The organism is Methylobacter sp., from assembly GCF_023227905.1.
Taxonomy (GTDB): domain Bacteria; phylum Pseudomonadota; class Gammaproteobacteria; order Methylococcales; family Methylomonadaceae; genus Methylobacter_A.
Genome location: NZ_JALOCF010000009.1, coordinates 24,270 through 48,385, shown reverse-complemented (window position 1 = coordinate 48,385; position 24,116 = coordinate 24,270). Strand labels below are relative to the sequence as shown.

Here is a 24,116-nt window from a genome sequence, read left to right as displayed (position 1 = left end):
ATGTTGAGTGGCCCTCAGCTTTTTAAGTGAGGCTCAACAATACAACTTCGGAAAGTAATTAAAAATCAGGTAAAACCCTGAAATACTGCAAAAAATTATATCTCCCTACCGAATTACACAGATGTTGCTTGACTCAACTCTGCGATACTCTGACGCGCGACAATATGCCACATTCCCTTATATAAGTACTTTTACTAGTATATATACAACTCTTGAGATGCAAATTTCCTCCTAGGAATTCAGAGTTTATATCTTTCTCTAATGCGGCTTAACCAGCCGCATTTTTTTTGCCTATAGGGACAGATATTTGCTCCTCGGCAACCGCTCCTGCGTTGCTCTACTACAGGCATCTATGGCCTTATACAATATCTGCATTGACCTCCAAGGATGGAGGAAATGCCGCAAGATTGCCTGGAGCAATCGCGGCCACCACATCCCTGTGGGTCATGTAGGTAAGGAGCGTGAGCACGATTGCATGGACAGATTTTTGCTCCATGCAAAATCTGCATTCCCCACATCCTTGTGGGTTATGCAGGAGGTAGAGCAATGCAGGGAGCGATTGCCGAGGAGCGGAAGCTTTGCCCGCCGTTTCACGTGCTTATAAAAGACGAACGGCCACTCTGTCTGGTGCGCGCGACAATATGTCACACCCTTTCTATATCATTTAATGCTAATATAGCCGCGCTCTTGAAGTTCAATTTCCTCCTCGGAATTCAGAGTTTTATATCCTTTTTAATGCGGCCTTAACCAGCCGCATTTTTTTTGCCCGCCTGAAACAGGCTTTGCCTGAAATAAAGCGCTACTTTGACCAACCCGATCAATACCGGCACTTCCACCAAAGGGCCGATGACTGCCGCAAACGCCTGTCCTGATTCCAGCCCGAAAACCGCTACCGCCACTGCGATAGCCAGTTCGAAATTATTGCCAGCCGCGGTAAACGATAGCGTGGCGCTAACGCGATACCCTGCTCCGGCCTTGGCCGACATATAAAACGTGACCAGGAACATGATCAAAAAGTAGATGATCAGCGGTACGGCGATGCGCGCCACATCCATTGGCAGTTGCACGATATATTCGCCCTTGAGGGAGAACATGACCAGAATCGTAAACAGCAGCGCAATCAACGTAATGGGACTGATTTTGGGCATGAAAGTTTGCTCATACCATTGCAAACCCTTGCGTCGCACCAGGAAAAAACGCGTGAACATACCGCCGAAAAAAGGAATACCCAGATAAATCAATACGCTTTCGGCAACCTGGCCCATGGTAACCTGAACTTCAAGGCCGGAAGCGATGCCCAGCCAATCCGGCAAGACCGTAACGAAAATATAGGCATAGACAGCAAAAAACAGCATCTGGAAGATGGAGTTGAACGCGACCAGACCTGCGCAATATTCGTTATCGCCCTCAGCCAGTTCATTCCAGACCAGCACCATCGCAATGCAGCGGGCCAAGCCGATGATAATCAGGCCGACCATGTATTCAGGATAATCCCGGAGAAAAATAACCGCCAGCGCAAACATCAACACCGGGCCGATGATCCAGTTCTGGATCAGGGACAACAGCAGAATTTTGGTGTCTTTGAAAACCTTGGGTAGCTCCTCGTAGCGCACCTTGGCCAGCGGCGGGTACATCATCAGGATCAGGCCGATAGCGATGGGCATGGAAGTGGTCCCTACCTGGAACCGGGTCAGCCATTGGGTGAAGCTGGGGATGAAGTAGCCCAGTGCGATCCCGCCCGCCATGCTGAGGAATATCCATAAGGTCAGGAACCGCGCTACAAATCCCAAACGCTTCGGAGCGTGGTCTAATTGTGTGTTCATGGTTGTTATTTCCAGTGTGTTAGAGCGTTTCCGCGCCGATCTTGTTCAGCGCCCCGGTCAGTTCCAGCCTGGACATTGTCTCAACCGGCAATGCCAATAGTTGCTGTATCCGCTTTTCCAAAGCCGCGTAGGTTGTCTCGAAAGCCGCTTCAATGTCTTCCTGACTGCCGGCGACATGGGCAGGATCAGGCAAGCCCCAATGCGCCCGAATCACACTATTTAGGTAGACCGGGCAGACTTCCCCGGCCGCGCTGTCGCAAACGGTAATGGCGATATCAATGCCTTTATCATCGAATTCATCCCAGGATTGACTGGAAAAACCTTCGGTTGAAATACCGTGACGCGCTAATGTCGCCAGCGCGTTGGCATTTACCTTGCCGGTCGGATGGCTGCCGGCGGAAAAAGCCTGAAACCGGTCGCCGCCCAGATGATTGATAAGCGCCTCGCCCAGCACGCTTCGGCAAGAATTCCCGGTACACAAAATTAAAACGTTTAGCATGCCTCACTCCTAACATTTATATATTCGAATAAACGAATATTATAAGGCAAAAAAATTCAGCGGCAATCTTTCGCTATCTCAAGACGACTGCCCATCGCCTTCAACCGGTCGCTGTCTTTTTGCTGTTTGCTATGGGTAGCAAATTGTTTGACGGCAATATCCAGAATCTCAAAAGCCCAAGCCGGCAACTCGGGGTTAATCTGATAATACACCCACTGCCCTTCGCGGCTGTCCAGCAGCAGGTTACTTTGCCGTAATTGCGCAAGATGGCGCGAAATTTTGGGTTGCAATAAATCCAGCGCATGGGTTAACTCGCAAACGCAGAGCCTGCCTTCTTTATGCAGCAAAACCACGCAGCGCAAGCGCGTTTCATCGGCCAAGCATTTGAATAGAGTGGTTGGTGTGATCATATTGAGAGTGGCTAAGGACGAATACCTAGCCTAGCTTGAGTCCGACAAAAAAACCGCCCACCCCGCTGACGCCCTTGCTGGTAACTCTGGTCAGACGATCAACCAAAAAACCACCGGAGCTTTTGGCTGCTTCCGTTGCGGCTGTGGCCGCATGTTGCAGCTTTTCATCGGTGATATCGATGATGTCGTAGTATTCCGCGACAAATAGCAGCACGATGACGGCTCCTCCCAGAAACAGCGCCGTGCGTAACATTTTTTTGGCAAAATAGCCGACCGCCAGTCCGATAACAAACGGGGCGCCGACATTGCCGATTAGAAAAGTCGAGGAAAAAGTGTCGGTAGAAGATGCCGTATCGACTGCTTGGGTACTCATGATTACGAATTTCCGCTGTGGTGGTGATTGAGATAATTTTAGTTTGCCATCAGCCAAAATTTTTTGCACCTGCTGCAAAATCTTCCGGGCGATAAAAAGCAATCCGTCATTTTATCATTAAACTCAATCACGCCAGAAAACAAACCTATACAGTGGATTTTTTCTCACAGCAGCCCCAGCGTAGCGATATTAACGCGCTGCCCCTACGGCACTGGATGAAGCAGGCTTTCCAGCCGCACACCTTAAATTGAAAAAGACTGCAAACTGCTTGTCGGGAAATCAAAGAAGATTATGGGGCTTCTCAACAACACAGGTGTAGAAACACCGCAGTAACTGGCGTTCTTGCAGGAAAAAAACTGCGACTTGTACCAAGGCTATATCAAAAGCCCGCCGCTATCGGCTGAAGCGCTTGTTGAGCTGTTGCAGAAGCAGGGCTTGAATTATCGCCGGCCACCCAATAACGAGCCCATAATGCCTCGAATAATCTGCCTGCCTACCGTACTGCCGATGCTACGCGCCGCACTTTTTAGCAGCGCTTCGCCGACGCTTTGCCGGCCACTTGACTGACTGGATGTTGTTTTTGTCGGCTGTTTGATTTGTGGATCTTTTACCGCCTGGCTGTCCTGCAGTTCGGCTTTTCTTTTAAGCAATTCATAGGCTGACTCCCGGTCAATTTCCTGCTCATACCGGCCGCTAAAGGGTGATCGACGCATTATTTCGTCGCGTTGCTGCGGGGATATCGAGCCTAGTTGAGATTCAGGCGGACAAATGAAAATTCGCTCGACCGGTGCTGGACTACCATCTTTATTCAGTACTGAAACCAAGGCTTCGCCTGTCTTCAATTCCTGAATAGCGGCTTCTGTATTTATCTTTGGATTACTACGAAATGTTGCGGCGACGCTTTTGATTACTTGTTGATCTTTCGGCGTGTAAGCTCTTAAGGCATGTTGAATTTTAAGGCCCAGCTGGCCCAAAATATCTTCGGGAACATCCAGCGGACTTTGACTGATAAAATAAACACCTACGCCCTTGGAACGAATCAACCTGACAATTTGTTCGATCTTATCCACCAATACTTTGGGGGCTTGATCAAACAGCAGATGCGCTTCATCGAAAAACAGCACCAGCTTGGGGCGGTCCGAATCGCCGACTTCCGGTAAGTTTTCGAATAAATCGGATAGCAGCCAGAGTAAAAAAGTGGCATATAAACGCGGTGATTTTCTAGTCAGCTCGGTCGCATCAAGAATGCTGATGACGCCATTGCCCGAAAAATCCGTTTTACAAAAATCTTCCAGCTGTATGGCAGGCTCGCCAAAAAACATCTCAGCACCCTGCTCTTCCAGCACCAATAACTGCCTTTGGATGGCGCCAATGCTTGCATCGGAAATATTGCCGTACTCTGTTTGCAGCTCTTTAGACTCATCGCCCATCCAGCGCAACATGGCGCGCAAATCTTTTAAATCCAGCAATAGCAGGCCATTGTCATCGGCGATTTTAAAGCAACTGTAAAGAACCCCGGTTTGCGTATCATTCAACTCCAGCAAATTGCTGAGCAATAACGGCCCCATATCTGAAATAGTGGTGCGCACCGGACATCCGGTTTTGGCAAAAATATCCCAGAAAACAGCTGGATTACCGCGATGCTGATAATTAGCGATGCCAATCTGTTGAACACGCTCGGAAATTTTCTCATGGGGCTGACCGGGAACTGTAATACCGGACAGATCGCCTTTGATATCGGCTAGAAAAACAGGAACACCTATTTTTGAAAAACCTTCAGCGAGAATTTGCAGGGTAATTGTTTTACCCGTACCGGTCGCCCCTGAAATCATGCCATGGCGATTAGCCATTGCAGCGTCCATAATGACTTGAATACCGTTCTGACCGCCAATTAAAATTTCCTGCATAAGAATGTCCTTTCAATGATGACAATTTAAGGCATCCTAGCACAGCGACCGCTTGCAAGAAAGCAACGCTTCTTTCAGAAATGGATTGCAGACAATCTCTCCATAACAGGCATCATCATGATATTGGTAATAAAATACCGAAAATCGAATTCATTCCGACGAGCGTCTGGAATCGTCACTGGCTTTTTACGATGGCTTATCTGAAGCAAATTCCGCTGGATGTGCTAAAAATCGCTAAAAGCTTTATTGATGATATTTCTAACTGGCAAGATGATAGAGAGATTGCCGCCACTATTATTGATGGGGCATATTCTGGGCTTTAAATTACTGGCGGAAGCGTTTGTCCCGTTGTTACGAGATCAAACGCCTGATGTTTTATGCAGTTTTACACAATAGCTTAAGAGAGTTTTACCACGAACGACTGCATGGACAGATTTTTGCTCCATGCAAAATCTGCATCCCCCACATCCTCGTGGGGGAATGCAGGAGCAATTGCCGAGACACGAAGAAAAAGTCAGGATAAAAACTTCTTGTTCTTCGTGTGATATGCCTTAAGTGAGAATAGTTAAAGCCAGTTTAAAGGTATTTAACTTCCGGCTTGCCTTCCGACGCAACCAGTTCGCCGATAGTAACGGCCTGTTCGCCCAATTGGCCAAGCGTTTCAAGCGTTGCCCGCTCATCTTCGGGAGCAACACAAACGATCATGCCGATGCCGCAATTAAAGGTAACCAGCATATCTGCCTGAGAGACATTACCTTTATCCTGCAACCACTTGAAGATGCCCGGAAACTCCCAGGAAGCAAGATCAATGTGGGCGTTGGTGCCTTGCGGAAGCACGCGTGGCAGATTCTCTGTCAGCCCCCCGCCGGTAATATGCGCAAGCGCGTGTACCGACACTTTGTCCAGCAACGCCAACAACGATTTAACGTAGATTCGGGTCGGTTCCAGCAAGGCCGCGCCCAAGGTTTGGCCATTGAAGGTATCGGAAAGTGCTGCATTACTGTGGGCAATGATTTTACGGATTAAGGAATAACCGTTGGAATGCGGACCGGATGATGCGATGCCAATCAGTTTGTCGCCGACGTTGACTTTGCTGCCGTCAAGCACTTTGCTTTTTTCCACGATGCCGACGCAAAAACCCGCCAGATCATACTCGCCGTCCGCATACATGCCTGGCATTTCCGCTGTTTCGCCGCCGACCAGCGCCGCGCCTGCCAATTCACAGCCTTTACCAATGCCGTCTACAACCGCCGCGGCAGTATCGACATCCAGCTTGCCGGTGGCAAAGTAATCCAGAAAAAACAAAGGCTCTGCACCTTGAACGATAATATCGTTAACGCACATCGCAACCAGATCGATGCCGATGGTGTCATGAACTCCCAGCTCATTGGCCAGCTTCAGCTTGGTGCCTACGCCGTCGGTACCGGAAACCAGAACCGGCTGCTGATAACGATCCAACGGCAACTCAAACATGGAGCCAAAACCGCCTAAGCCCGCCATGACACCTGCCGTCCTTGTTCTGGCGGCAATAGGCTTGATGCGTTCAACTAAGGCATTGCCGGCCTCAATATCAACGCCGGCACTTTTATAATTCATGCCGGGCTCTCCTGCCCGGCACCCTGCGGGTAAATGCAAATTCGCTCCCGGCGAATTTGTCATGTTTTCTTGATTTTGTTCGCTCAATGTGGTGTTCTCTTGCTAAAATTTAAACTTCCGATATTGTACAAGACATCATCGGTTTTGTCTGAAGGATATGAATGTGTATTTGATTTATCGGGCGTCCGCGTAGCGTTTGTATAAATGTCGCGGCAAGTTGAATTTATTAGAAGAATAATTAATATGGCTCCCCGTTAAACACAGCGGCTTTACCGGAGTCATCACTGGCGACACAACGCCTTTTTAGAGGAGTGGATATGAAAATAACAAAAATGCTTAGCCCCTTGCTATTTATTGCTGCGGCGTTAGTTGCCGGCACGGCAAGTGCCTATGATCCTGGCAAGACAGATGAAATTTGCAAGAAACCCCAGTTCAGGGATTTTAACCTTCCCGTCTATCAAGAACCCGAGAAAACTGAGGTTCCGCCTGAATCAACGCTTTCTTTCATGATCTCGCCTTGGGCCAAACCAGACTCCATTAAATTGACGGCTAAAAATCAGAACCTTGAGTATACGGTTGAAAGCAACAGCAGCTTTCACCGGGTTAAGGCCAAGCTGCCGGCAACTTTGAATGGCCAATTTGTCAGAATCAATGCCAAAGCCACAGCAGAATTGGGATGTTACGATCAGGCCGGGTGGCTAATTAAGATAGCCGATAAATAATGGAGACGAAAGGCAAAGGGCGAAAGGCGAAAAAACTCCGTCACGTAGGAGCATATAAGTCATAAGCTACATAGGGCCGCTCTCTTCGCCTTTAGCCTGTTTTTAATAAAGCACCTTATCGCTTTTTTCAGCCCAAATATTGAACGGCTGCATCGCATTCGGCAGGTTCAAATGCAGCATGGCAATACTGCGCTCATGCGGCAAAACAGAAATCTCATCGTAAATAAAGCTGTCGTCAAAGTTGGCGGCAGCGGCATCATGCCGGCTACAGGCAAAATAAACTCTTTCAAGCCTCGCCCAGTAAATGGCCCCCAAACACATAGGGCAGGGTTCGCAGCTGGAGTAGAGAATGCAGCCTCGCAACTGGAAATCATGCAGTTTCTGGCAAGCCAGGCGGATAGCCATCACTTCCGCATGAGCGGTAGGGTCAATGGTACTGGTGACTCTGTTGCCGCTGGCGGTAATCACTTGGTTGTCTTTTACGATAATCGCCCCGTAAGGGCCGCCTTGCCCTGACTTGGCATTTTCCACGGCCAGATCAATGGCTTGCTGCAAAAACTCGGTATGCATCTATAAACCCAAGGGGTTGTTTGGATCTACGCCGTCCATAAAAGGCAGGCCCCGCTCCTGATGGGTGAGTTGATAAATCTTTCCCAGCCAGTTGTTGAATACCGCTTTTGCCGTGTCGCTCCAGGTATTGTCAATGTGCTCCAGGATCAGGTTTTCCGGAAATTCTTCCAGCCTCTGCCCGTTTTGTTTGGCCGACCTGACCACTTGTTCATAACGAACCAATATCTGCTGTACGGCATCATTAAAGTAATTTTCGGGAAACGGCGGATAGTCATCCCGTTCGCCGCGATAAAAGCGCAAGACTTCCCGCTTGTATTCTTTTAACAGGCTGATGTCATCATACTCAGGATGTCCCTGGAAAAACACAATGCGAAAACCATCCGGGCTGACCGCAAGATGTACGCCGGCATCCTTGCTGACAGCCAGGGCTTTAATCCCGTGCCGCTCCATATCGTTTTGGAATATTTCATTAAACCGGGAATGAGGGACATCGAAACGGGTGTTGATTTCCGCGACCAGCGGGTGCGTGCGGTTGGTTAGCTTGTGCGAAAACACGCCCCAGCGCTTGGCCGGCAAGCGCGTGCGCTCAATGCCATAGCAGTATTGAATGACCGCATGGGTCGCAAGGCACGAACAAAGTGTCGATGTGACGTTTTCCTTGGCCCAGAAAAAAACTTCGGCCAACGGCTGCCAAAACTCCTCTTCGGGCAAGTGGGGATGGGTAACATTAGCGCCGCTGATAATCAGCGCATCTAATCCATCCCGCTTGATTTTCTCAAAGGGTTCGTAATATTTGGCAATATGGGCTTGCGCTTCCGGGCTTCGACTCAACCCTTCAATGGTAAAAGGATGCACATGAAATTGAACAATTTGATTGCACGCCCCCACCAATCGGAAAAACTGCCGTTCTGTCGCCTCCAATGCCGCATCGGGCATCATATTGAGCAGGCCGATGTGCATTTCCCGTATGTCCTGGTTACTGGCGCGGTCGGGATCTAATATTTCCTCCCCTTCCTCACGAAGGCGCTGGAAAGTGGGTAAATCAGTATGAGCAACTAAGGGCATAAGCGGGCTCCTCCCATATTATTGCTGGGAAGCAAGCGCATCGGCGATAAGGCGGATAAAGTCATCCTCACCTTTAACGGTGGCCACATCATTCGCATCAACCGTATAGCCGTATTGATCGGCAATCGCTTGGTAGCGAGGTAAGCGGGATTTGAATAGCTCCGGAAAAATCCAGGAGACAAAATCATCCGGTTGTATCGCATCGGCGGAAGAGTAATTTCTAAGCTGCATGAATTCAGCCAGTTTTTCATCAAGAAACGCTTCCCGATAATAAAGGGGCTTGGGATCGGATTTTGCGCGGTCAATAATGGTTTGCTCCAGCGCCGACGGTATTTTAATGTAGATAATCAGCGTATTCTGCGCCAATGTTTCCAGCACTTCGGGGCAGTCCAGCTCGCAAACGCTGCCGCCCGCATCATTGACAAAATGCTGATAGCCATAAATGTCTACTGCTTTATCAATAAACTCCGGCACATCATTCATTGCGGCAATTTCGGCCTGATGATGCAGCCTTTGGCGGCGCTTAAATTCGTGCAGCGACAACCCGCCCGACTCAGGATTGCCGAGTTTGCCAAGAAAGCTGGAAACCGGAGCCAGATTATCAACGGTTATTTTATTGCTGATATGGATGGAGTCGGAAAGCAGCAGCTCGCGCAGAAACGGAACGCGCATGGCTTGGCGTTTTATATTGTCCAGGATAGGCTCTTCCAGATATTTTGTGCCTATCCGGTAGTCGCCGGAATAATGAAACCATTTGGCTTTAGGCAATTTATTGGCCAGCGTGGTTTTTCCGGCACCGGACATTGCCAACAGGGTAATGCGTTTTGTTTTCCAGTCCAGGAATTCCTGAGGACTCATTTTCATGTAATGTTCTTCCTAATTAATCCAGGTAATCTTCGATGTCCATGTCTTCGGGATTGGGCCGGTGCTCGTCGGGGTCGGTATAACCCAGATCATCGCTTTCAAGATCGTCAAAGGGCGCACTCCAGTCTTCCGGGTCCTCGATATAATCGAAGGTCGAGTTATACCAGCTTTCATGATCGTATTCGCCAATATCGCCGTTAAGGTACTGGACTTCAATGGAATCATCGCTCTCTTCAACGGCGATGACTTTAAATTTCAGATTGTTTTCTACGTCCTTGTACCAACTGCCGATAATGGGGTCTGCTATGGTTGTCATGATCATTCCTCAATGCTTTAGGATGTTTGGGTAGAAAATGTCTAAAGATGTAAGTGATATTACTAACAATGCTAAAGAAAATACAAAGGTATTTTTTAACAAATTGGATAAATTCAGTTTTTGATCTTTCCTGTTGAAATCACCGTTAAAGCCTGCTACAGCGAGGCTGATGAGCAATCATTGGGATGCCGTATTTATAAAGGAAGCAACGCTATCATGCAAGAAATCAACAAGCTTGACCGCAAAAATAACGGCATGGTCTTTACTCTTGCCAAGCGTCTTTATTCATCAAAGCCAATAATCCGCTACCAAGCCTGAAAATACAGCTATACCAAACCAGTTATTGTTTAAAAACGCCTTAAAACACAGCGTTTTTTCCCGGTGAAAAATCAATTTCTGCTGGTACGCCGACAAACCGGCCGCAATTAAAATCCCGCCATAATAAGGCCAGCCGGCGTTTGCCATTTGCCCGACTATAATTAGCAATCCGAGTATGACCAACTGCAATCCGGCCATGATGTGACGGTCGTAAGCGCCGAACAGGATGGCGGTCGACTTAACGCCTATTTTCAAATCATCGTCCTTGTCCACCATCGCATACATGGTGTCATACACCAGCGCCCATAATATGGTGGCCAAATACATTATCCAACCTACGAGCGGAATGCTGTCTAGCTGCGCGGCAAACGACATCGGAACCGCCCAGCCGAAAGCCATGCCTAAATAAGCCTGGGGCAAATGGGTGTAACGTTTCATAAACGGATAGCTGGCGGCCAAAAATGCACCGATGAACGACAGCATGATGGTGTAGGTGTTCAGCAACAATACCAGCCCGAAAGAGCACAAGCACAGCACGATAAAAACCGTCAGCGCTTCCTTGGGACTTACCTTGCCGGCGGCGATAGGCCGCTGCTTGGTGCGTTCCACGTGCGGGTCGAAGTCGCGGTCTGCGTAATCATTAATCACGCAACCGGCGGCCCGCATCAACACGACACCCAGGCAAATAACGGTCAGCACCAGCAGATCAGGCTTGCCGTCGCTGGCAACCCACAGCGCCCATAGTGCCGGCCACAACAAAATCAGAATGCCGATAGGCTTGTCAAATCGCGCTAATAACCAGTACTGCTTGATTCGATCCCATACTCGATCCATTGCTCTGTCCATCATCGTTATTGCCTTTTCCAACGCGTGAGTTTTGTTAAAAATGCTATTATAGCTTTTTTATTTTAATGAGCAGGTGAAGCATGAGCGTAAAGATTTATCACAATCCACGTTGCGGCAAATCGCGTCAGACCTTGCAGTTATTGAAAGATCAAGGCATCGAACCGGAAGTTATCGAATATCTTAAAACGCCTCCGAGCCCCCAGGAACTGGATGACATTTTGCAAAAGCTGGACATGGAGCCGCGCGAGTTAATGCGCAAAAAAGAAGCCGAATATAAAGCAGCAGGCTTGGACGATGCGTCACTGGATCGACACGCACTGATACAAGGCATGGTGAACAATCCTATTTTAATCGAGCGGCCTATTGTCATTGCAAATGGCAAAGCGGCAGTCGGGCGCCCGCCGGAAACCGTACTCGCTATTTTATAAGACTCAAGCGCATGGCAAAAATCCTGGTCCTGTATTTCTCCCGCAATGGCACCACCGCCGGGATGGCTAATCATATCGCTCGCGGTGTTGAATCTGTTGATGGAGCGGAAGCGCTGCTTAGAACCGTTCCCGATGTTTCAACCGTCTGCGAAAAAACCGCACAGAGCATCCCCGCCCACGGCGCACCATACGCGACGCTTGACGATTTAAAATCCTGCGACGGCTTGGCGCTGGGCAGCCCGACTCATTTCGGCAACATGGCCGCGCCGTTAAAATACTTTATCGACAGCACGACTGAAATCTGGTTTTCAGGCGCATTGGCCGGCAAACCCGCCGGCGTCTTCACCTCAACCGGCAGCATGCACGGCGGCCAGGAAAGCACTTTGTTATCGATGATGTTGCCGCTCTTGCATCACGGCATGCTGATACTGGGCTTGCCCAGCACCGAGCATGCGTTGCGGGAAACTACGTCAGGCGGCACGCCGTACGGCCCCAGCCACGTGTCAACTCATCACACGGGTTTGAGTGATCAGGAAAAAACCTTATGCAAAGCTTTCGGCGCACGACTAGCCAAAACCGCGCTTCAACTGAAACGACCTTCATGAATATAAAACCGATTTATTGCTATATCGTGGCCCTGACTGGCTTTTTCGGGCTGTTCGCGCTGTTGATGCTTTGGAATACCGTACTCGCGCCCTCTACCCGCTTTCCGGTAGCGCTGGTTTTATTGGTCGCAGTTACGCCGTTACTGCTGCCGATGCGCGGCTTGCTGGATCGTAATCCTCGAAGTTGCGCGTGGGCCGCCTACGTCAGCCTGATCTACTTTCTACACGGTACTGCCGAAGCTTATGTCAACGCCGATGAACGGCTGTATGCATCCCTTGAAATCATGCTAAGCCTGATGCTGTTTTTCGGCTCCGCATTTTATGTCCGCTTGGCGGGAAAACAAAACTGACAATGGCCCAGCAGCTTCCCTTACATTTCGAATTCAGGGCCAATCAAACCTTTAACGATTTTTTCCCTGGCGCCAATCAGGAAATCGTCACTCACTTGCAGCAATGCGTCGCAGGCCTGGGCGAACAGCAAATTTTTCTGTGGGGTAAACCGGGCCAGGGCAAAACTCATCTGTTGCAAGCCTGCTGTCATCAAGCGCAGAATCAAAGCCTTGGCTCGTTCTATTTTGATTTAGCGAATGCCGAGCTGCCGGATCCTTCATTGTTAAACGGTCTGGATGAATATGATGTGGTTTGTTTCGACAACATCGAGCGCATAGCCGGCAACAGAGCTTGGGAGCTGGCTTTTTTCAATTTCTTCAACCAGCACCGCGAGCGCGGCCACAAACTGATCATGTCTGCATCGTCTGCACCCAATGATATGGGCATTCAATTACCCGACCTAAAAACCCGCCTTAACTGGGGTCTGACCTTAAAAATACAGCCATTAACCGACAGCGACCGCATCTCGGCACTAATTTTTAAAGCCGATCAAATGGGCTTTGAAATTGCCCCGCAAACAGGGCGCTTCCTGCTGACGCATTACGACAGGGACTTGGCCTCTCTATGGAACTTACTGGAAAAACTGGATAAGGCCTCATTGGCCGCCAAACGTAAATTGACCATCCCTTTTTTAAAGCAAATATTGGATGAAGAAAGCGATGGCTAGCACGGTGCTTGTTATTGGCGCAGGCGCCATCGGCGCGTTTTACGGCTCACTGTTGGCGCAGGCCGGCACCGAGGTGTCGGTAGTTTGCCGCTCCGATTACGAACGAGTCAGGCAGCACGGTTTCATTATCGACAGCCAGCCACTTGGTCGCTGGAGTTTTACCCCGACACAGGTCCTAAAAAATGTTGCCGATTTCAAAGGCTCCCCGGACTATATTTTGCTCTGCACCAAGGTCATCCCGACGCTGGACCGGGTCGCCCTGATTCGTCCTGTTGTCGGTCGAAATACCTCTATAGTCTTTATCCAGAATGGTGTAGAAATCGAGCAGGAAATGCTGGATGCTTTCCCCAACAATGAAATCGTCAGCGGCTTGGCGTTTATTTGCTGCAACCGTGTAGGCCCCGGCGAGATATTGCATCTGGCTTACGGCCGTTTGGCCCTGGGCAATCTGCCGAACGGTGTCAGCGATAAAACGGCACAACTTTGCGAACTGTTTAATCAAACCGGTATCGAGTGCGGAGCAACCGACGACATTGTTACCGGACGCTGGCAGAAATGCGTCTGGAATGCGCCGTTTAATCCGTTATCGGTATTATCGGGCGGCTTGCCGACGCTGGACATCCTGCAAACCCAGGAGTCTTTTGTACGCAGCATCATGCAGGAGATCTGCGACATTGCGGCGGCCGCAGGGCATCCGTTGCCCGACAATATCGTTGATATCAACATCGAACACACCTACGCGATGCCGCCTTATAAAACCAGCATGTTGCTGGATTATGAGTCCGGTCAGCCGATGGAAACCGAAGCCATCCTGGGTAACGCCCTTCGCGCCGCCCAGCGGCTAGGCATACCTTCGCCGCATCTGGAATCGGTCTACGCACTGATGAAGCTCAGGGAATTGAAGCTGGGCTATTTGCCGTAAAAAACGTAATCCGCGGTATAGGGCACGCGTTTTTCAGCGCCCATATGATTAGCGTCGCATCCCGACGAAGGCGACAGACCGCCGTGCGTATTGATCCGGTTAATAAAACTGACATTCGAAAACAGGCCGTCACCCTTATGAGAAACTACCTCGACCAGCAACCAGGAAATGGCTGAATCCGGCGCCATATCGATTTTCTTGACTACCCGTCCGACCACGCGACTGCCCTCTTTATATTCCCAAACAGGCCCCGCCGTATGATTGCCGACTATATTGCCCTGCTCGTCGAACAGTTTGGCATCCGGCGCTTGTGTTTCCCACGAATACTCGCCGTTTTTCAGTGAGCATTGGTAAATCTGGTCACCCTTGGCATGCACGGTTAAAACAGGGCTATAGCCTTCCGGCACTTTAATCTGTTCGGGTATTGAGCCCCCTGCATAAGCTGCGCCTTGCAGCATGGCCCACAAAATCAATGTCTTTTTAATCATAGCATTCACCATGGCATTGGCGTTCCGTCATACTTGATGAAACTGCCTGATTGGTCTAAAGAAAAGCGCTCTATCGAGGTACGCATGCCCGCAACGCTTTGCTCGGCATTAATCAACGCGTCAGGACCGCCCATATCGGTCTTGACCCAGCCGGGGTGAAAAATAAGCACGCCGACAGATTGATCTTTAAGCTCTATCGAAAGGCTTCTCATTGCCGCATTTAGCGCCGCCTTGCTGGACCGGTAAAAAATACTGCCGCCGCTGTCGTTATCGGCAATACTGCCCATCAGACTGCTGATATTAACAATCAGTTTTTTATCGCTCTTTTTAATTTGCGGCAAAAAAGCTTCGGCCATTTTGACCGGTGCCTCGGTATTTGTTAACAGCGACTCAGTCCATGCTTGATAATCGAGCCGGCCAAAACCGTTACTCTTGTTATCTGCATAAATGCCGGCGTTGTTAATCAAAACATCAATCGGCGAATCCGCTAATTTGTGGGATAGCGCATCAATTTGTTTAAATTTTGAAACATCCAGTGCTTCCAGCTGAATATTATGATGACTGGCGAGGTTATTTAAATCAAACGCATCGTCCGGGTTACGCGAGCAGGCGATGACATGCCAGCCCTGCTCGGCATATTGGCGGCAAAACTCCAGACCCAGGCCGCGATTAGCGCCGGTAATTAAAACTGTAGCCATTTTATTTCTCCCATAAAAAAACCTTCTGCATCAACAGACGCAGAAGGTTTCTTATACTACTTAAAAATTAGGCTGAAAAGTTTTTTGCAGCAAAATCCCAGTTAACCAACGCCCAGAATGCTTCCAGATAAGTTGGACGCGCATTGCGATAATCGATGTAATAAGCGTGTTCCCAAACGTCGCAAGTCAACAGAGGCTTTTGACCGGCGGTTAAAGGGCAACCAGCATTGCTGGTGCTGACCAGCGCCAGGCTGCCGTCAGCATTTTGCACTAACCAAGCCCAGCCTGAACCGAAAGTAGTGACTGCACATTTGGTAAATTCTTCTTTAAACTTTGCAAATGAACCAAAAGTTGAGTTGATAGCATCAGCTAAAGCACCGGTAGGTTCGCCGCCCGCATTCGGAGCTATGCTGTTCCAGTAAAAGGTATGGTTCCAGATTTGCGCCGCGTTATTGAAAACACCGCCGGAAGATTTCATGATAATTTCTTCCAGGGATAAACCTTCAAACTCAGTTCCCGGAATCAGATTATTCAGGTTTGTTACATAAGTTTGATGATGCTTGCCATAATGATATTCTAAAGTTTCTTCAGAAATATGGGGCACCAATGCATTTTTAGCATAAGGTAGAGCAGGAAGTTCAAAAGCCATGGGATTCTCCTAAATTAAAGTTATTGTAAGGTACTCTATGCAGTCAGCCGGCAACAAAATAAATACCAAGTGTTTTAATAAACATTTACTTTAGCATTGCTTGCCGATTAAATAAAGTGATTAGCACAAGCAGGAAGAATGCAATCGATAAAACCGCTTAGCGAGGCCTCATACTCATCTGCCAAAAGGCCGGTTTTGGAGCAATAGAGCTATTACCGATATATTGAGAACTACGCGCTCTTTATACTCCATTTAAATAACACTTTCAAAATCTCACAGGCTTAAACTGTTATTCATAAACCGCTAAATAGCTGAAAAAATCAGCAATCACTTACGGAGGGCCGCAATGATCAGACTGACTTACGCCAGCACCGCAATAGCCGACTTTAGTCCGGAAGACCTGTTATCACTGTTAAAAACCTGCCGAACAAATAATGGCGCCAGAAATATAACCGGGATACTCATTTATACCCACGGCACTTTTTTTCAGGTGTTGGAAGGCGACGAGGCCGCCGTGAACGCGACCTTTGAAGCCATAAAAAAAGACAAGCGCCACAAGGACGTCATCCTGCTTGAAAAAGCGCCGATAACTGAGCGGCTATTTCCTTACTGGAGCATGGGCTTTGAGAAGCTGGAAGCCAACGAGTTCAGTGGCGTGGAAGACTTTGACAACTTCCTTGAGAAGGATTTGACACCTGCCGGTTTTGCCTCTCATAAGCACATTATCGGCCCTTTATTAGCTCACCTGCACAGCAAGCTGGTAAAACACGTCACTTTCGCAAGTGTCGAACAACCGCCTACGCAACACGAAGAATTGCCTGTCCAGCACGAAGATCCGTTTATACAACTTTTACACCGAACCATACGTTTGGGACTCAAGTTTCTGGCTTTTCTGATGGTAATCGTTATTTTGTTTGGCATTATTGATGTCGTTTATGTGATTTTTGAAAAACTCACCCAGCCGCCCTTTATGCTGCTGACTATTAACGACATGCTGGAAACATTCGGGGCTTTTCTGGCCGTGCTGATCGCCGTTGAAATTTTTCTGAACATTACCGTATATATCAGAAGCGATGTGATCCCGGTAAACCTGGTCGTAGCGACTGCGCTGATGGCTATTTGCAGAAAGATCATTGTCTTTGACTACAAGGGCTTATCATCCGAATATGTGAGCGCATCGGCCATGGTCGTGATAGCGCTGGGTATTACTTATTGGCTAATCCAAAATAAAGAATAAGCGTTGGTAACCATGCAGGGGATTTAGACTGGGGTATCTGTTCCAAAACTCAGTATATCCAGCAAGTTGAAGGCCTATTATTTAATATTAATGCTTAGTGCTGTTGTGTACCGTTTCAGGCATCTCGCTTTGTTCGTCTGCCAAAGTTATCGTTCGCTGGCCGCTTACAGTTTTTATTTTATTTACTTGACGATTTTTAACCCAGACTAAAATGCGAAAACCCAGCAAGAAGAAAGCTATTATTGAGTAAAAAAAGGGTTCGGCCAGATTGCCTTTGAGCTGCCAAAAATAATGCATAACCGCTGCAATGGCTGCAATATAAATAAGCCGATGAAGCCTTTTCCAGTTTTTCCCCATGAGCTTTTTGGCCCATTTGGACGAGGTCAGCGCCAATAATAAAACAATAATATAAGCTAACAACCCAAGCCAAATATAAGGGCTTTCAATAATATCAATACTAATCATATGCCATATCAGGCCATGATCTATCAGCAAATAAGCCAGCACATGCAAGGTGCCATAAAAAAAAGCGTACAGCCCTAATAGTTGCCGGTAATCTGCCAGGCCGCGCCACTTTGTGACAATTTGAATAGGCGTAACAGCCAGCGTCAAACAAAGGAAGCGTAGTGACCAATCGCCAAGCCGGATATGCAGCGCCTGAACTGGGTTTGCTCCCAAATTATCGAAGGCAATGTCAATCAATAACCATAATAAAGGTATCAGACAAACTGCTATAACTTTCGGCCTCAAATTGTTAATTTGCAAAATCATCAGAAAAAATGCCGTAAATTCATATCGCTATAAAGCGAAGCTACTTGTTCGCCATAGCCGTTAAATAATTCAGTTTTTCGACGCGGGGTAAAAAAACTGCTGCCTAATTGGCGTTCGCTACGTTGACTCCAGCGAGGATGAGCGACAGCCGGGTTTACGTTGGAGTAGAACCCATATTCACTAGGGGCGAACTGGCTCCAGGAGGTTAATGGAGGTTTTCTTAACAACTCGATTTTTACAATCGCTTTAATGCTCTTAAAGCCGTATTTCCAGGGCACAACCAGGCGCAGCGGCGCTCCATTTTGCTTGGGAAGAATATCGCCGTACATGCCAACAGCCAAGATTGCCAATGGATGCATAGCTTCATCGATGCGCAAGCCTTCGACATAAGGCCATTCCAGCATCGCATTATTACGCTGCCTGGGCATTATTTCCGGCTGATAAACTGAGGTAAATTTTACAAAACGGGCAGTTGATAAAGGTTTAACCGTTTTTAATAGATGACCTAGCGAGAAACCAACCCAGGGCACAACCATGGACCAGCCTTCGACGCAACGGAAACGGTAGACATGCTCCTGAAGCGTCTGCTGACGTAAAATATCCTCCAAATAATAATTGCCCGGATTTTCGACTTCGCCACTTATCTCAACAGACCATGGGTCGGTACGCAGATTTTGCGCAAGTTTTGCTGAGTCTTTTTTATTTAATGCAAACTCATAATAGTTTGTGTAGTTTTTAACGCTTTCGGCAGGCGTGGGCGTTAATAGATCAGCAGAAAAATCGCCTTTCGGTAAATTGGCCCAGGCCGAATTATTGTCATCAGCCAAGGCCGGCGAAATGCCCACGGCTCCGGCAGCCATCGTCGCCAGCATAGCCTTAATGATGTTTCGCCGCTCCTTAAAGATTAAAGGATCGGTTATCTCACTAGCAGGAATCTCTTTTTTCGATTTAATTATCATGACCAAAATTACCTATTGATTAATCAATACGAGCAAAGCAAGCCGGATTATCTGTTTTTTTTGCCTTTAGGAATCCAACTCAACAACTTCCGGATTTTAAGCTCCGTAATAAACGCCAGCGAAAACAGCTGTATAAAGTTTTCAGCTTCAATTAAATCCAGGCCGATATTTTCAGGAACCAGCTTTTTTCGAGTTCGAAAAATCCGATCCCAAAGCGACAGAACAATCCCATAGTTACTGTCGTGTTCTGTCCGTAACTTGGAATGATGTGTACGGTGCAGTGATGGAGTAATGAAGACATACGAGATCGCCTCCTCGTAGGGAACGCGAAGGTTGGCATGGTGAAAAAAAATGAAAAACAGCTCGATAATCTCGATAGACAGCACCAGATACGCATTCACGCCGATGACCACAACAAGTATCGACTTATAAACAATTTCCAACAATAAATCGAAAACGTGAAAACGAAAACCTGTAGAAACATTAAAACTTTTATCGCTGTGATGGATTTTATGAAACCGCCATAAAAATTCGTATTTATGACTCGCAACATGCCAGATATAAATCGCCAGATCAAACAGGATAAAAGCCAACAGCCATTTAACCGGGCCGCTCTCTAAGTTGCCTAATAATCCGTAGGAGGAAAACTGTTGCGCGATAAGAAATAATGACGACGCTCTTAACGCTGTCAGGATCAGGTTGTTTACCAAAAATGCCGTGGTATTGGTAACAAACGATTCTTTGTAGATTTTTTGAGGGAAGTTACGATATGGTTTGACTTTTTCCATGACCAGCAACAAAAGAAAAGCCACTATAGCAAGGCTGAAAAGTTCCTCATTAAAAAGCAGGTCACTGTTGGCACCTTTTGTCTCATTCATAAGGCTCCTTTACTTCTAAATAGCAGGGCTATTTGCTCGGCATGGCGCTCAATAAATTGTTCAGTTCTTGAATTTCATTGCTGGCGTTGACTTGATCGGTTATGTCATGCTGCACGCCAAGATAATATATGACACGTTTTTTTTTATCAAACAAAGGCGTTATTTTCAGCCGGTTATAAAATAAGGTGCCGTCTTTTTTATAATTACGCAGTGTTACCTCGATTGGCTGATTATTTTTCATGGCCCCAATAATTTGGTAACGCCCGGCTTGATCCCTATCGTCACCTTGAAGAAAACGGCAATTGCGGCCGATGATCTCTTCCTGGCTGTACCCTGTCAAACGCTCAAAAGCTTTATTGACGTAAACAATTGGAGCATCCTCTAAATCCGGGTCAGCTAAAGTGACACCATTAACACACTCATCCAGGATAGCGGAAAGCACTTGTGGAATAAGGCCGTTATCTTTTTCAACAATAAAAGACATAATAAAACTCCAATCTTTCTGGCAATTACGAATCTGCTCAATTAAGCGCTTTCAAGGGCGATCAGATCTTTAATGTTTTCAACCGTATTTTCTGCGCCATCTTCAATAGCAGAACGTATAAGCTTCTCAAAAGGGCGCATAAAAACTTCAAGCTCTAATAATTCAAAGCGAAAAGTCAAGCGGGTCGGTTGCTTTTGTTCGTTGCTTTCTAAGAAATAACTATGCTTATAAGGCTCAGTCAAGCCTTTAAAAGTAAGTCTTACAATGGGCTGATAGTCTGTAATTTCAAAAATCGATTCGATTTCATCGCCATTGTCTTTACGTATTTGCTTTGCTCTGGCACCGATAAAAACGTCTTTTCCGTCCAAGGGCTCAAACTTAACAACGCCCACAGACCATTTAGGATAGTTATCAAAAAAATGCTCGCCAATATAAGAAAAAACATCCTGAATCGGTTTATTGATCTCAATGCTTGCTTCGCCCGTAATCGGTTTGGATAAATCAAACGGAAACTTAATTTGCATCGTAAAAAACCATCCCTTGCTGAGCCTGTCACTCAACCTTATTGTCAGTTTGTTTTGATCTGCCAGTATAGAAATTAATTACAAACCTTATACACTCTTTCAGACAACTAATACAACAGCACTTTCCAGCCGAGCTACCGGCCCTATCTATTTTCCCCAGCAAGCGCCAAATCATCCAGCAAAGATCCGTTGCACCGTTCAATTAACCGGCGTTACCTCTTGTACTGCATAGATATCCGACTGACTCCAGCACCCTGCTGTGCGCACTCGCAAAGTCAGTTAATAATTCAGGCCCATATTCCCATTGTTTATTAAGCGTCTGTTCCAACGCTTCTATACATACTTTCAATTCCAACATGGCTAGATTAGCCGCCACGCCTTTCATTGCATGGAGAAATCGCAATGCCGAATCAACATCGCCGGCTTGTAAAAAAGCATCCAAGCGAATTTGCGCATCGCTAAAGCCCTCATGAAATTTCAGCAGCAAGTCATACAGCAGCTGCACATTGCCAACAACATTTTTTAAACCCTGCTGCATATCAATACCGGACAATAATTCCGGCAGTACTGCTTCTTTTTGCTGACCTGTCTTCGCCGAACAAGTTGCCGGTGTTTTCCGAAACGCGGGCTTAATAAACTCAATCAAGCTCTCCAATAACTCACCAACATCTATAGGTTTGGTTACATATCCGTTCATGCCTGTCTGCAAACATTTTTCTCTTACATCTTTCATGGCATGAGCTGTCATGGCAATAATCGGCAAATCATCAAACTGCTGTTCGGAACGTATGATTCGGGTTGCCTCATAGCCATCCATATTCGGCATCTCCAAATCCATTAATATTGCATCAAAATAGCTTGCCCGTATTTTTTGCACAGCATCCCGGCCATCGACGGCAATGCTAACCTCAAAGCCCTCCTGTTCCAGAGTTTCTTTCGCAATCTGCTGATTAATAGGATTGTCTTCTACCAACAGCAGCTTTGCGCCCTTGATCTGACGAAGCTTTTCCTTTTCCGCCGTTATATGAGCGACTTGCGAAGAGGTATATTCACTAAAACTATTTTGATTAAAGGCTTCAACAACCGCACTAAACAGCGCCGACGAATGTACCGGCTTAGTAAGAAAGCCCTCCAGATCAAGGTCTTTTACTCGCTGTACAATATCTTCCCTGCTATGCGAAGTGACTATGATAACGTGGGGAATACAGGCAATTTTAAGGTTGTTTTTAATATGCCGCGCAACCGAAATTCCGTCCATTTTAGGTAAATTCCAGTCCATGAGCACAAGCCGGTAAGAATCATCATCGGAGGCGCTTTCCAGTATTTGAATAGCTTGCTCACCGGTGCTAACCGACATCACTTGAAAAAAGAGCGCTTCCAAATGCAGGCATAAAGCATTCTGTGATTCCTTATTACCATCGACCACTAATGCCTTTTCGCCTCGAAAAGTATCATGCGATGTCGATAGTTTTTGATTTATCTCATACGGTTGCCCAAACATGGCGGTAAAAGTAAAAGTACTGCCCTGACCTATTTTGCTTTGTACCTTAATATCGCCGCCCATCATGCCCACTATTCGCTTGCAAATAACCAGCCCCAGTCCTGTTCCGCCATATTTACGGGTGGTGGATTTATCGGCTTGACTAAAGGACTGAAATAGCTCGCCTATTTGCTCTGGCGTCAAGCCTATACCGGTATCCTTAACGGAAAGCTCAAGCATAATTTGATCCGCTGTCTTTGCTTGCTCACCGCTATTAGCTAAAGCAATCTTAATAGTGATATCGCCGCCATAGCTGGTAAATTTTACTGCGTTATTGACTAAATTAAGCAACACCTGGCCCAGCCTTAGCGGATCGCCTATCAGATCGGAAGGCACATCATCATCGATAATAAAACAGATATGCAGGCCTTTTTCTTCCGCTTTGTCACTCACCAAACTGGAAAGATCATTCAGCACGTCATCCAAAGTAAATGGGATAGCTTCCAGCTCCAGTTTTCCGGCTTCGATTTTTGAGAAATCTAAGATATCGTTAATAATCCCGAGCAATGCGCGCGAAGAAACCTGAACCTTTGCCAGGTAATCCTGTTGTTTGGCAGTCAGATCCGTCTGCAAGGCTAGCCGGGTCATACCGATGATTGCGTTCATCGGGGTCCGAATTTCATGGCTCACCGTTGAGAGAAACTCTGATTTGCTTTTATCGGCCGCAACCGCCTGATCTCGCGCCTCTGCCAATTCGGAGGTGCGCTCCATTACTTTTTGCTCTAACGTTCGGCTGTATTCTTCAAGCTTATCGTAAGAAAACTTAAGGTTACGCGCCATTTGAAAAAACGCGGTCGTTAGCGCGCCAATTTCGCCATCCGGATGTTTTTTTTTAGCCTTGGCGCTGACCGCAAAATTGCCTTGAGCCAACTCATCCGCCAGTCGAGTTAAGTGCATCAGCGGCCTGGAAAGGCGCTCAGATACAAACAGTACGATACAAGCGCCTATCAGGATAAAAATGGCCGCGGTTATCAATAGCCTGGCTATCATTTCGTGAATTTGGCGAGTGCTCTCCTCTCTGGAACTGACAATTTCCCGATTAAGAAGATCCAGGGAAAAGCCTAGCCGGAGCACGCCCCATGGCTTTGCACTGACTTGAATAGGCATGATAAATTCCATAAAATGCTTGCCGTTGCTGACGTATTCATTAACCGTTGCCATCTTTTGGCCCGCCGCAAACAAATCCTCTTTTTCAGTTAAAACCCCCATCTCTAACTGTGGCTTTAGCGTGTGGATATACGCCCGCCCTGATGCTTCCATTAATACAATGTAATGGAGTTCCTTATTTTCCCCAACCGCATTCCTTAACTGATCGGCAACCAGAGAAAGGTTAACCGAAGCGATGCCATTCTCAACTTGATCCGATAAATTATCGGATAAAATCTGCCCTCTATCGATCAACCGGCCTTTCATCAGCGCAATGCGTTTGTCCAATTCCTTTTCAAACACATCTTTTTGAAACTCAATCTGGATAAAGGTTAACAGCGTCAACAAGGCGACAATTAGGCCGACCATCGTCACAAGAAGTTTTCTAAAAATACTTCGTTTAACCATATTTGTTTAAACT

28 protein-coding genes are annotated in these 24,116 nt (G+C 47.2%); 8 read left to right on the top strand and 20 right to left on the bottom strand.

All coding sequences use genetic code 11. The annotated features are described in order from the left end of the window. Positions 1-743: 743 nt before the first annotated feature. From arsB to M0R47_RS05740, 5 genes are all read right to left on the bottom strand, one after another. Positions 744-1,823, bottom strand: coding sequence for an ACR3 family arsenite efflux transporter (arsB, locus tag M0R47_RS05760; RefSeq protein WP_292551629.1), 1,080 nt, complete (start codon positions 1,821-1,823; stop codon positions 744-746). 19 nt (positions 1,824-1,842) lie between these two features. Continuing rightward, on the bottom strand, positions 1,843-2,322 hold the full coding sequence (locus M0R47_RS05755) for an arsenate reductase ArsC (RefSeq protein ID WP_292551626.1): 480 nt from the start codon (positions 2,320-2,322) through the stop codon (positions 1,843-1,845). Positions 2,323-2,378: 56 nt separating this feature from the next. Then, positions 2,379-2,732 (bottom strand): metalloregulator ArsR/SmtB family transcription factor, encoded by a 354-nt coding sequence (locus M0R47_RS05750; protein WP_292551623.1) that lies wholly within the window; start codon positions 2,730-2,732, stop codon positions 2,379-2,381. A 25-nt stretch (positions 2,733-2,757) separates the two neighbouring features. Further along, positions 2,758-3,105, bottom strand: a complete 348-nt coding sequence (locus tag M0R47_RS05745) for an FUN14 domain-containing protein (RefSeq protein ID WP_292551620.1) — start codon at positions 3,103-3,105, stop codon at positions 2,758-2,760. 440 nt (positions 3,106-3,545) lie between these two features. After that, entirely contained in the window at positions 3,546-5,012 is a 1,467-nt protein-coding gene (locus M0R47_RS05740; protein ID WP_292551617.1) for a helicase HerA-like domain-containing protein, read from the bottom strand. 191 nt (positions 5,013-5,203) lie between these two features. Here M0R47_RS05740 and M0R47_RS05735 point away from each other — a divergent pair, with 191 nt between their 5' ends. Further along, positions 5,204-5,335, top strand: a complete 132-nt coding sequence (locus M0R47_RS05735) for a hypothetical protein (RefSeq protein ID WP_292551614.1) — start codon at positions 5,204-5,206, stop codon at positions 5,333-5,335. 253 nt (positions 5,336-5,588) lie between these two features. On the opposite strand, the gene purM is transcribed toward M0R47_RS05735, so the two are convergent. After that, positions 5,589-6,608 (bottom strand): phosphoribosylformylglycinamidine cyclo-ligase, encoded by a 1,020-nt coding sequence (gene purM, locus M0R47_RS05730; RefSeq protein ID WP_292551611.1) that lies wholly within the window; start codon positions 6,606-6,608, stop codon positions 5,589-5,591. A gap of 317 nt (positions 6,609-6,925) precedes the next feature. Here purM and M0R47_RS05725 point away from each other — a divergent pair, with 317 nt between their 5' ends. Beyond that, a complete protein-coding gene (locus M0R47_RS05725; protein ID WP_292551608.1) occupies positions 6,926-7,330 on the top strand; it encodes a hypothetical protein in 405 nt (134 codons plus the stop codon). Positions 7,331-7,432: 102 nt separating this feature from the next. Here M0R47_RS05725 and M0R47_RS05720 read toward each other — a convergent pair whose 3' ends face one another. The 5 genes from M0R47_RS05720 to ubiA form a co-directional block, all read right to left on the bottom strand. Continuing rightward, positions 7,433-7,900, bottom strand: a complete 468-nt coding sequence (locus M0R47_RS05720) for a nucleoside deaminase (protein WP_292551605.1) — start codon at positions 7,898-7,900, stop codon at positions 7,433-7,435. Continuing rightward, the gene (locus M0R47_RS05715; RefSeq protein ID WP_292551602.1) at positions 7,901-8,965 is read right to left on the bottom strand and encodes a homoserine O-succinyltransferase; all 1,065 of its coding nucleotides are present in this window, start codon (positions 8,963-8,965) and stop codon (positions 7,901-7,903) included. It abuts the gene before it with no gap. 18 nt (positions 8,966-8,983) lie between these two features. After that, positions 8,984-9,829, bottom strand: a complete 846-nt coding sequence (locus M0R47_RS05710) for an ATPase (protein WP_292551600.1) — start codon at positions 9,827-9,829, stop codon at positions 8,984-8,986. A gap of 16 nt (positions 9,830-9,845) precedes the next feature. Then, positions 9,846-10,145, bottom strand: a complete 300-nt coding sequence (locus tag M0R47_RS05705; protein WP_292551597.1) for a DUF6763 family protein — start codon at positions 10,143-10,145, stop codon at positions 9,846-9,848. A gap of 288 nt (positions 10,146-10,433) precedes the next feature. Beyond that, positions 10,434-11,312, bottom strand: a complete 879-nt coding sequence (ubiA, locus tag M0R47_RS05700; RefSeq protein WP_292551594.1) for a 4-hydroxybenzoate octaprenyltransferase — start codon at positions 11,310-11,312, stop codon at positions 10,434-10,436. A gap of 77 nt (positions 11,313-11,389) precedes the next feature. Here ubiA and arsC point away from each other — a divergent pair, with 77 nt between their 5' ends. From arsC to M0R47_RS05675, 5 genes are read left to right on the top strand one after another with little or no spacing between them, the layout of a single operon-like run. Then, positions 11,390-11,737: an arsenate reductase (glutaredoxin) gene (gene arsC / locus M0R47_RS05695; protein ID WP_292551591.1), complete on the top strand. Its 348-nt coding sequence runs from the start codon at positions 11,390-11,392 to the stop codon at positions 11,735-11,737. Positions 11,738-11,748: 11 nt separating this feature from the next. After that, positions 11,749-12,342: an NAD(P)H:quinone oxidoreductase gene (gene wrbA / locus M0R47_RS05690; protein ID WP_292551588.1), complete on the top strand. Its 594-nt coding sequence runs from the start codon at positions 11,749-11,751 to the stop codon at positions 12,340-12,342. Further along, positions 12,339-12,692 (top strand): DUF2069 domain-containing protein, encoded by a 354-nt coding sequence (locus tag M0R47_RS05685; protein WP_292551585.1) that lies wholly within the window; start codon positions 12,339-12,341, stop codon positions 12,690-12,692. Before wrbA ends, M0R47_RS05685 begins: the two co-directional genes overlap by 4 nt. A 2-nt stretch (positions 12,693-12,694) precedes the next feature. Then, complete coding sequence (hda, locus tag M0R47_RS05680) at positions 12,695-13,399, top strand: DnaA regulatory inactivator Hda (protein WP_292551582.1); 705 nt, start codon at positions 12,695-12,697, stop codon at positions 13,397-13,399. After that, positions 13,380-14,321, top strand: a complete 942-nt coding sequence (locus M0R47_RS05675; RefSeq protein ID WP_292551579.1) for a 2-dehydropantoate 2-reductase — start codon at positions 13,380-13,382, stop codon at positions 14,319-14,321. The genes hda and M0R47_RS05675 overlap by 20 nt, the downstream gene beginning before the upstream one ends. Here M0R47_RS05675 and M0R47_RS05670 read toward each other — a convergent pair. The 3 genes from M0R47_RS05670 to sodB all read right to left on the bottom strand — a co-directional run bounded on the left by M0R47_RS05670 (position 14,309) and on the right by sodB (position 16,156). Then, on the bottom strand, positions 14,309-14,809 hold the full coding sequence (locus M0R47_RS05670) for a DUF3455 domain-containing protein (protein WP_292551576.1): 501 nt from the start codon (positions 14,807-14,809) through the stop codon (positions 14,309-14,311). The genes M0R47_RS05675 and M0R47_RS05670 overlap by 13 nt on opposite strands. 5 nt (positions 14,810-14,814) lie before the next feature. After that, entirely contained in the window at positions 14,815-15,507 is a 693-nt protein-coding gene (locus M0R47_RS05665; RefSeq protein ID WP_292551573.1) for an SDR family oxidoreductase, read from the bottom strand. Positions 15,508-15,574: 67 nt separating this feature from the next. Next, complete coding sequence (sodB, locus tag M0R47_RS05660) at positions 15,575-16,156, bottom strand: superoxide dismutase [Fe] (protein WP_292551570.1); 582 nt, start codon at positions 16,154-16,156, stop codon at positions 15,575-15,577. 346 nt (positions 16,157-16,502) lie between these two features. Here sodB and M0R47_RS05655 point away from each other — a divergent pair, with 346 nt between their 5' ends. Then, positions 16,503-17,393: a phosphate-starvation-inducible PsiE family protein gene (locus tag M0R47_RS05655; RefSeq protein WP_292551568.1), complete on the top strand. Its 891-nt coding sequence runs from the start codon at positions 16,503-16,505 to the stop codon at positions 17,391-17,393. A gap of 87 nt (positions 17,394-17,480) precedes the next feature. On the opposite strand, the gene M0R47_RS05650 is transcribed toward M0R47_RS05655, so the two are convergent. From M0R47_RS05650 to M0R47_RS05625, 6 genes are all read right to left on the bottom strand, one after another. After that, positions 17,481-18,164 (bottom strand): protein-methionine-sulfoxide reductase heme-binding subunit MsrQ, encoded by a 684-nt coding sequence (locus tag M0R47_RS05650; protein ID WP_292551565.1) that lies wholly within the window; start codon positions 18,162-18,164, stop codon positions 17,481-17,483. Next, on the bottom strand, positions 18,164-19,123 hold the full coding sequence (gene msrP / locus M0R47_RS05645; protein ID WP_292551562.1) for a protein-methionine-sulfoxide reductase catalytic subunit MsrP: 960 nt from the start codon (positions 19,121-19,123) through the stop codon (positions 18,164-18,166). Before msrP ends, M0R47_RS05650 begins: the two co-directional genes overlap by 1 nt. Before the next feature lie 47 nt (positions 19,124-19,170). Continuing rightward, complete coding sequence (locus tag M0R47_RS05640; protein WP_292551559.1) at positions 19,171-20,001, bottom strand: sterol desaturase family protein; 831 nt, start codon at positions 19,999-20,001, stop codon at positions 19,171-19,173. 28 nt (positions 20,002-20,029) lie between these two features. Next, on the bottom strand, positions 20,030-20,485 hold the full coding sequence (locus tag M0R47_RS05635; protein ID WP_292551556.1) for a PAS domain-containing protein: 456 nt from the start codon (positions 20,483-20,485) through the stop codon (positions 20,030-20,032). Positions 20,486-20,526: 41 nt separating this feature from the next. Beyond that, positions 20,527-21,009, bottom strand: a complete 483-nt coding sequence (locus tag M0R47_RS05630) for an SRPBCC family protein (protein WP_292551553.1) — start codon at positions 21,007-21,009, stop codon at positions 20,527-20,529. Positions 21,010-21,211: 202 nt separating this feature from the next. Then, complete coding sequence (locus M0R47_RS05625; RefSeq protein WP_292551547.1) at positions 21,212-24,103, bottom strand: response regulator; 2,892 nt, start codon at positions 24,101-24,103, stop codon at positions 21,212-21,214. Between the last annotated feature and the right edge of the window lie 13 nt (positions 24,104-24,116).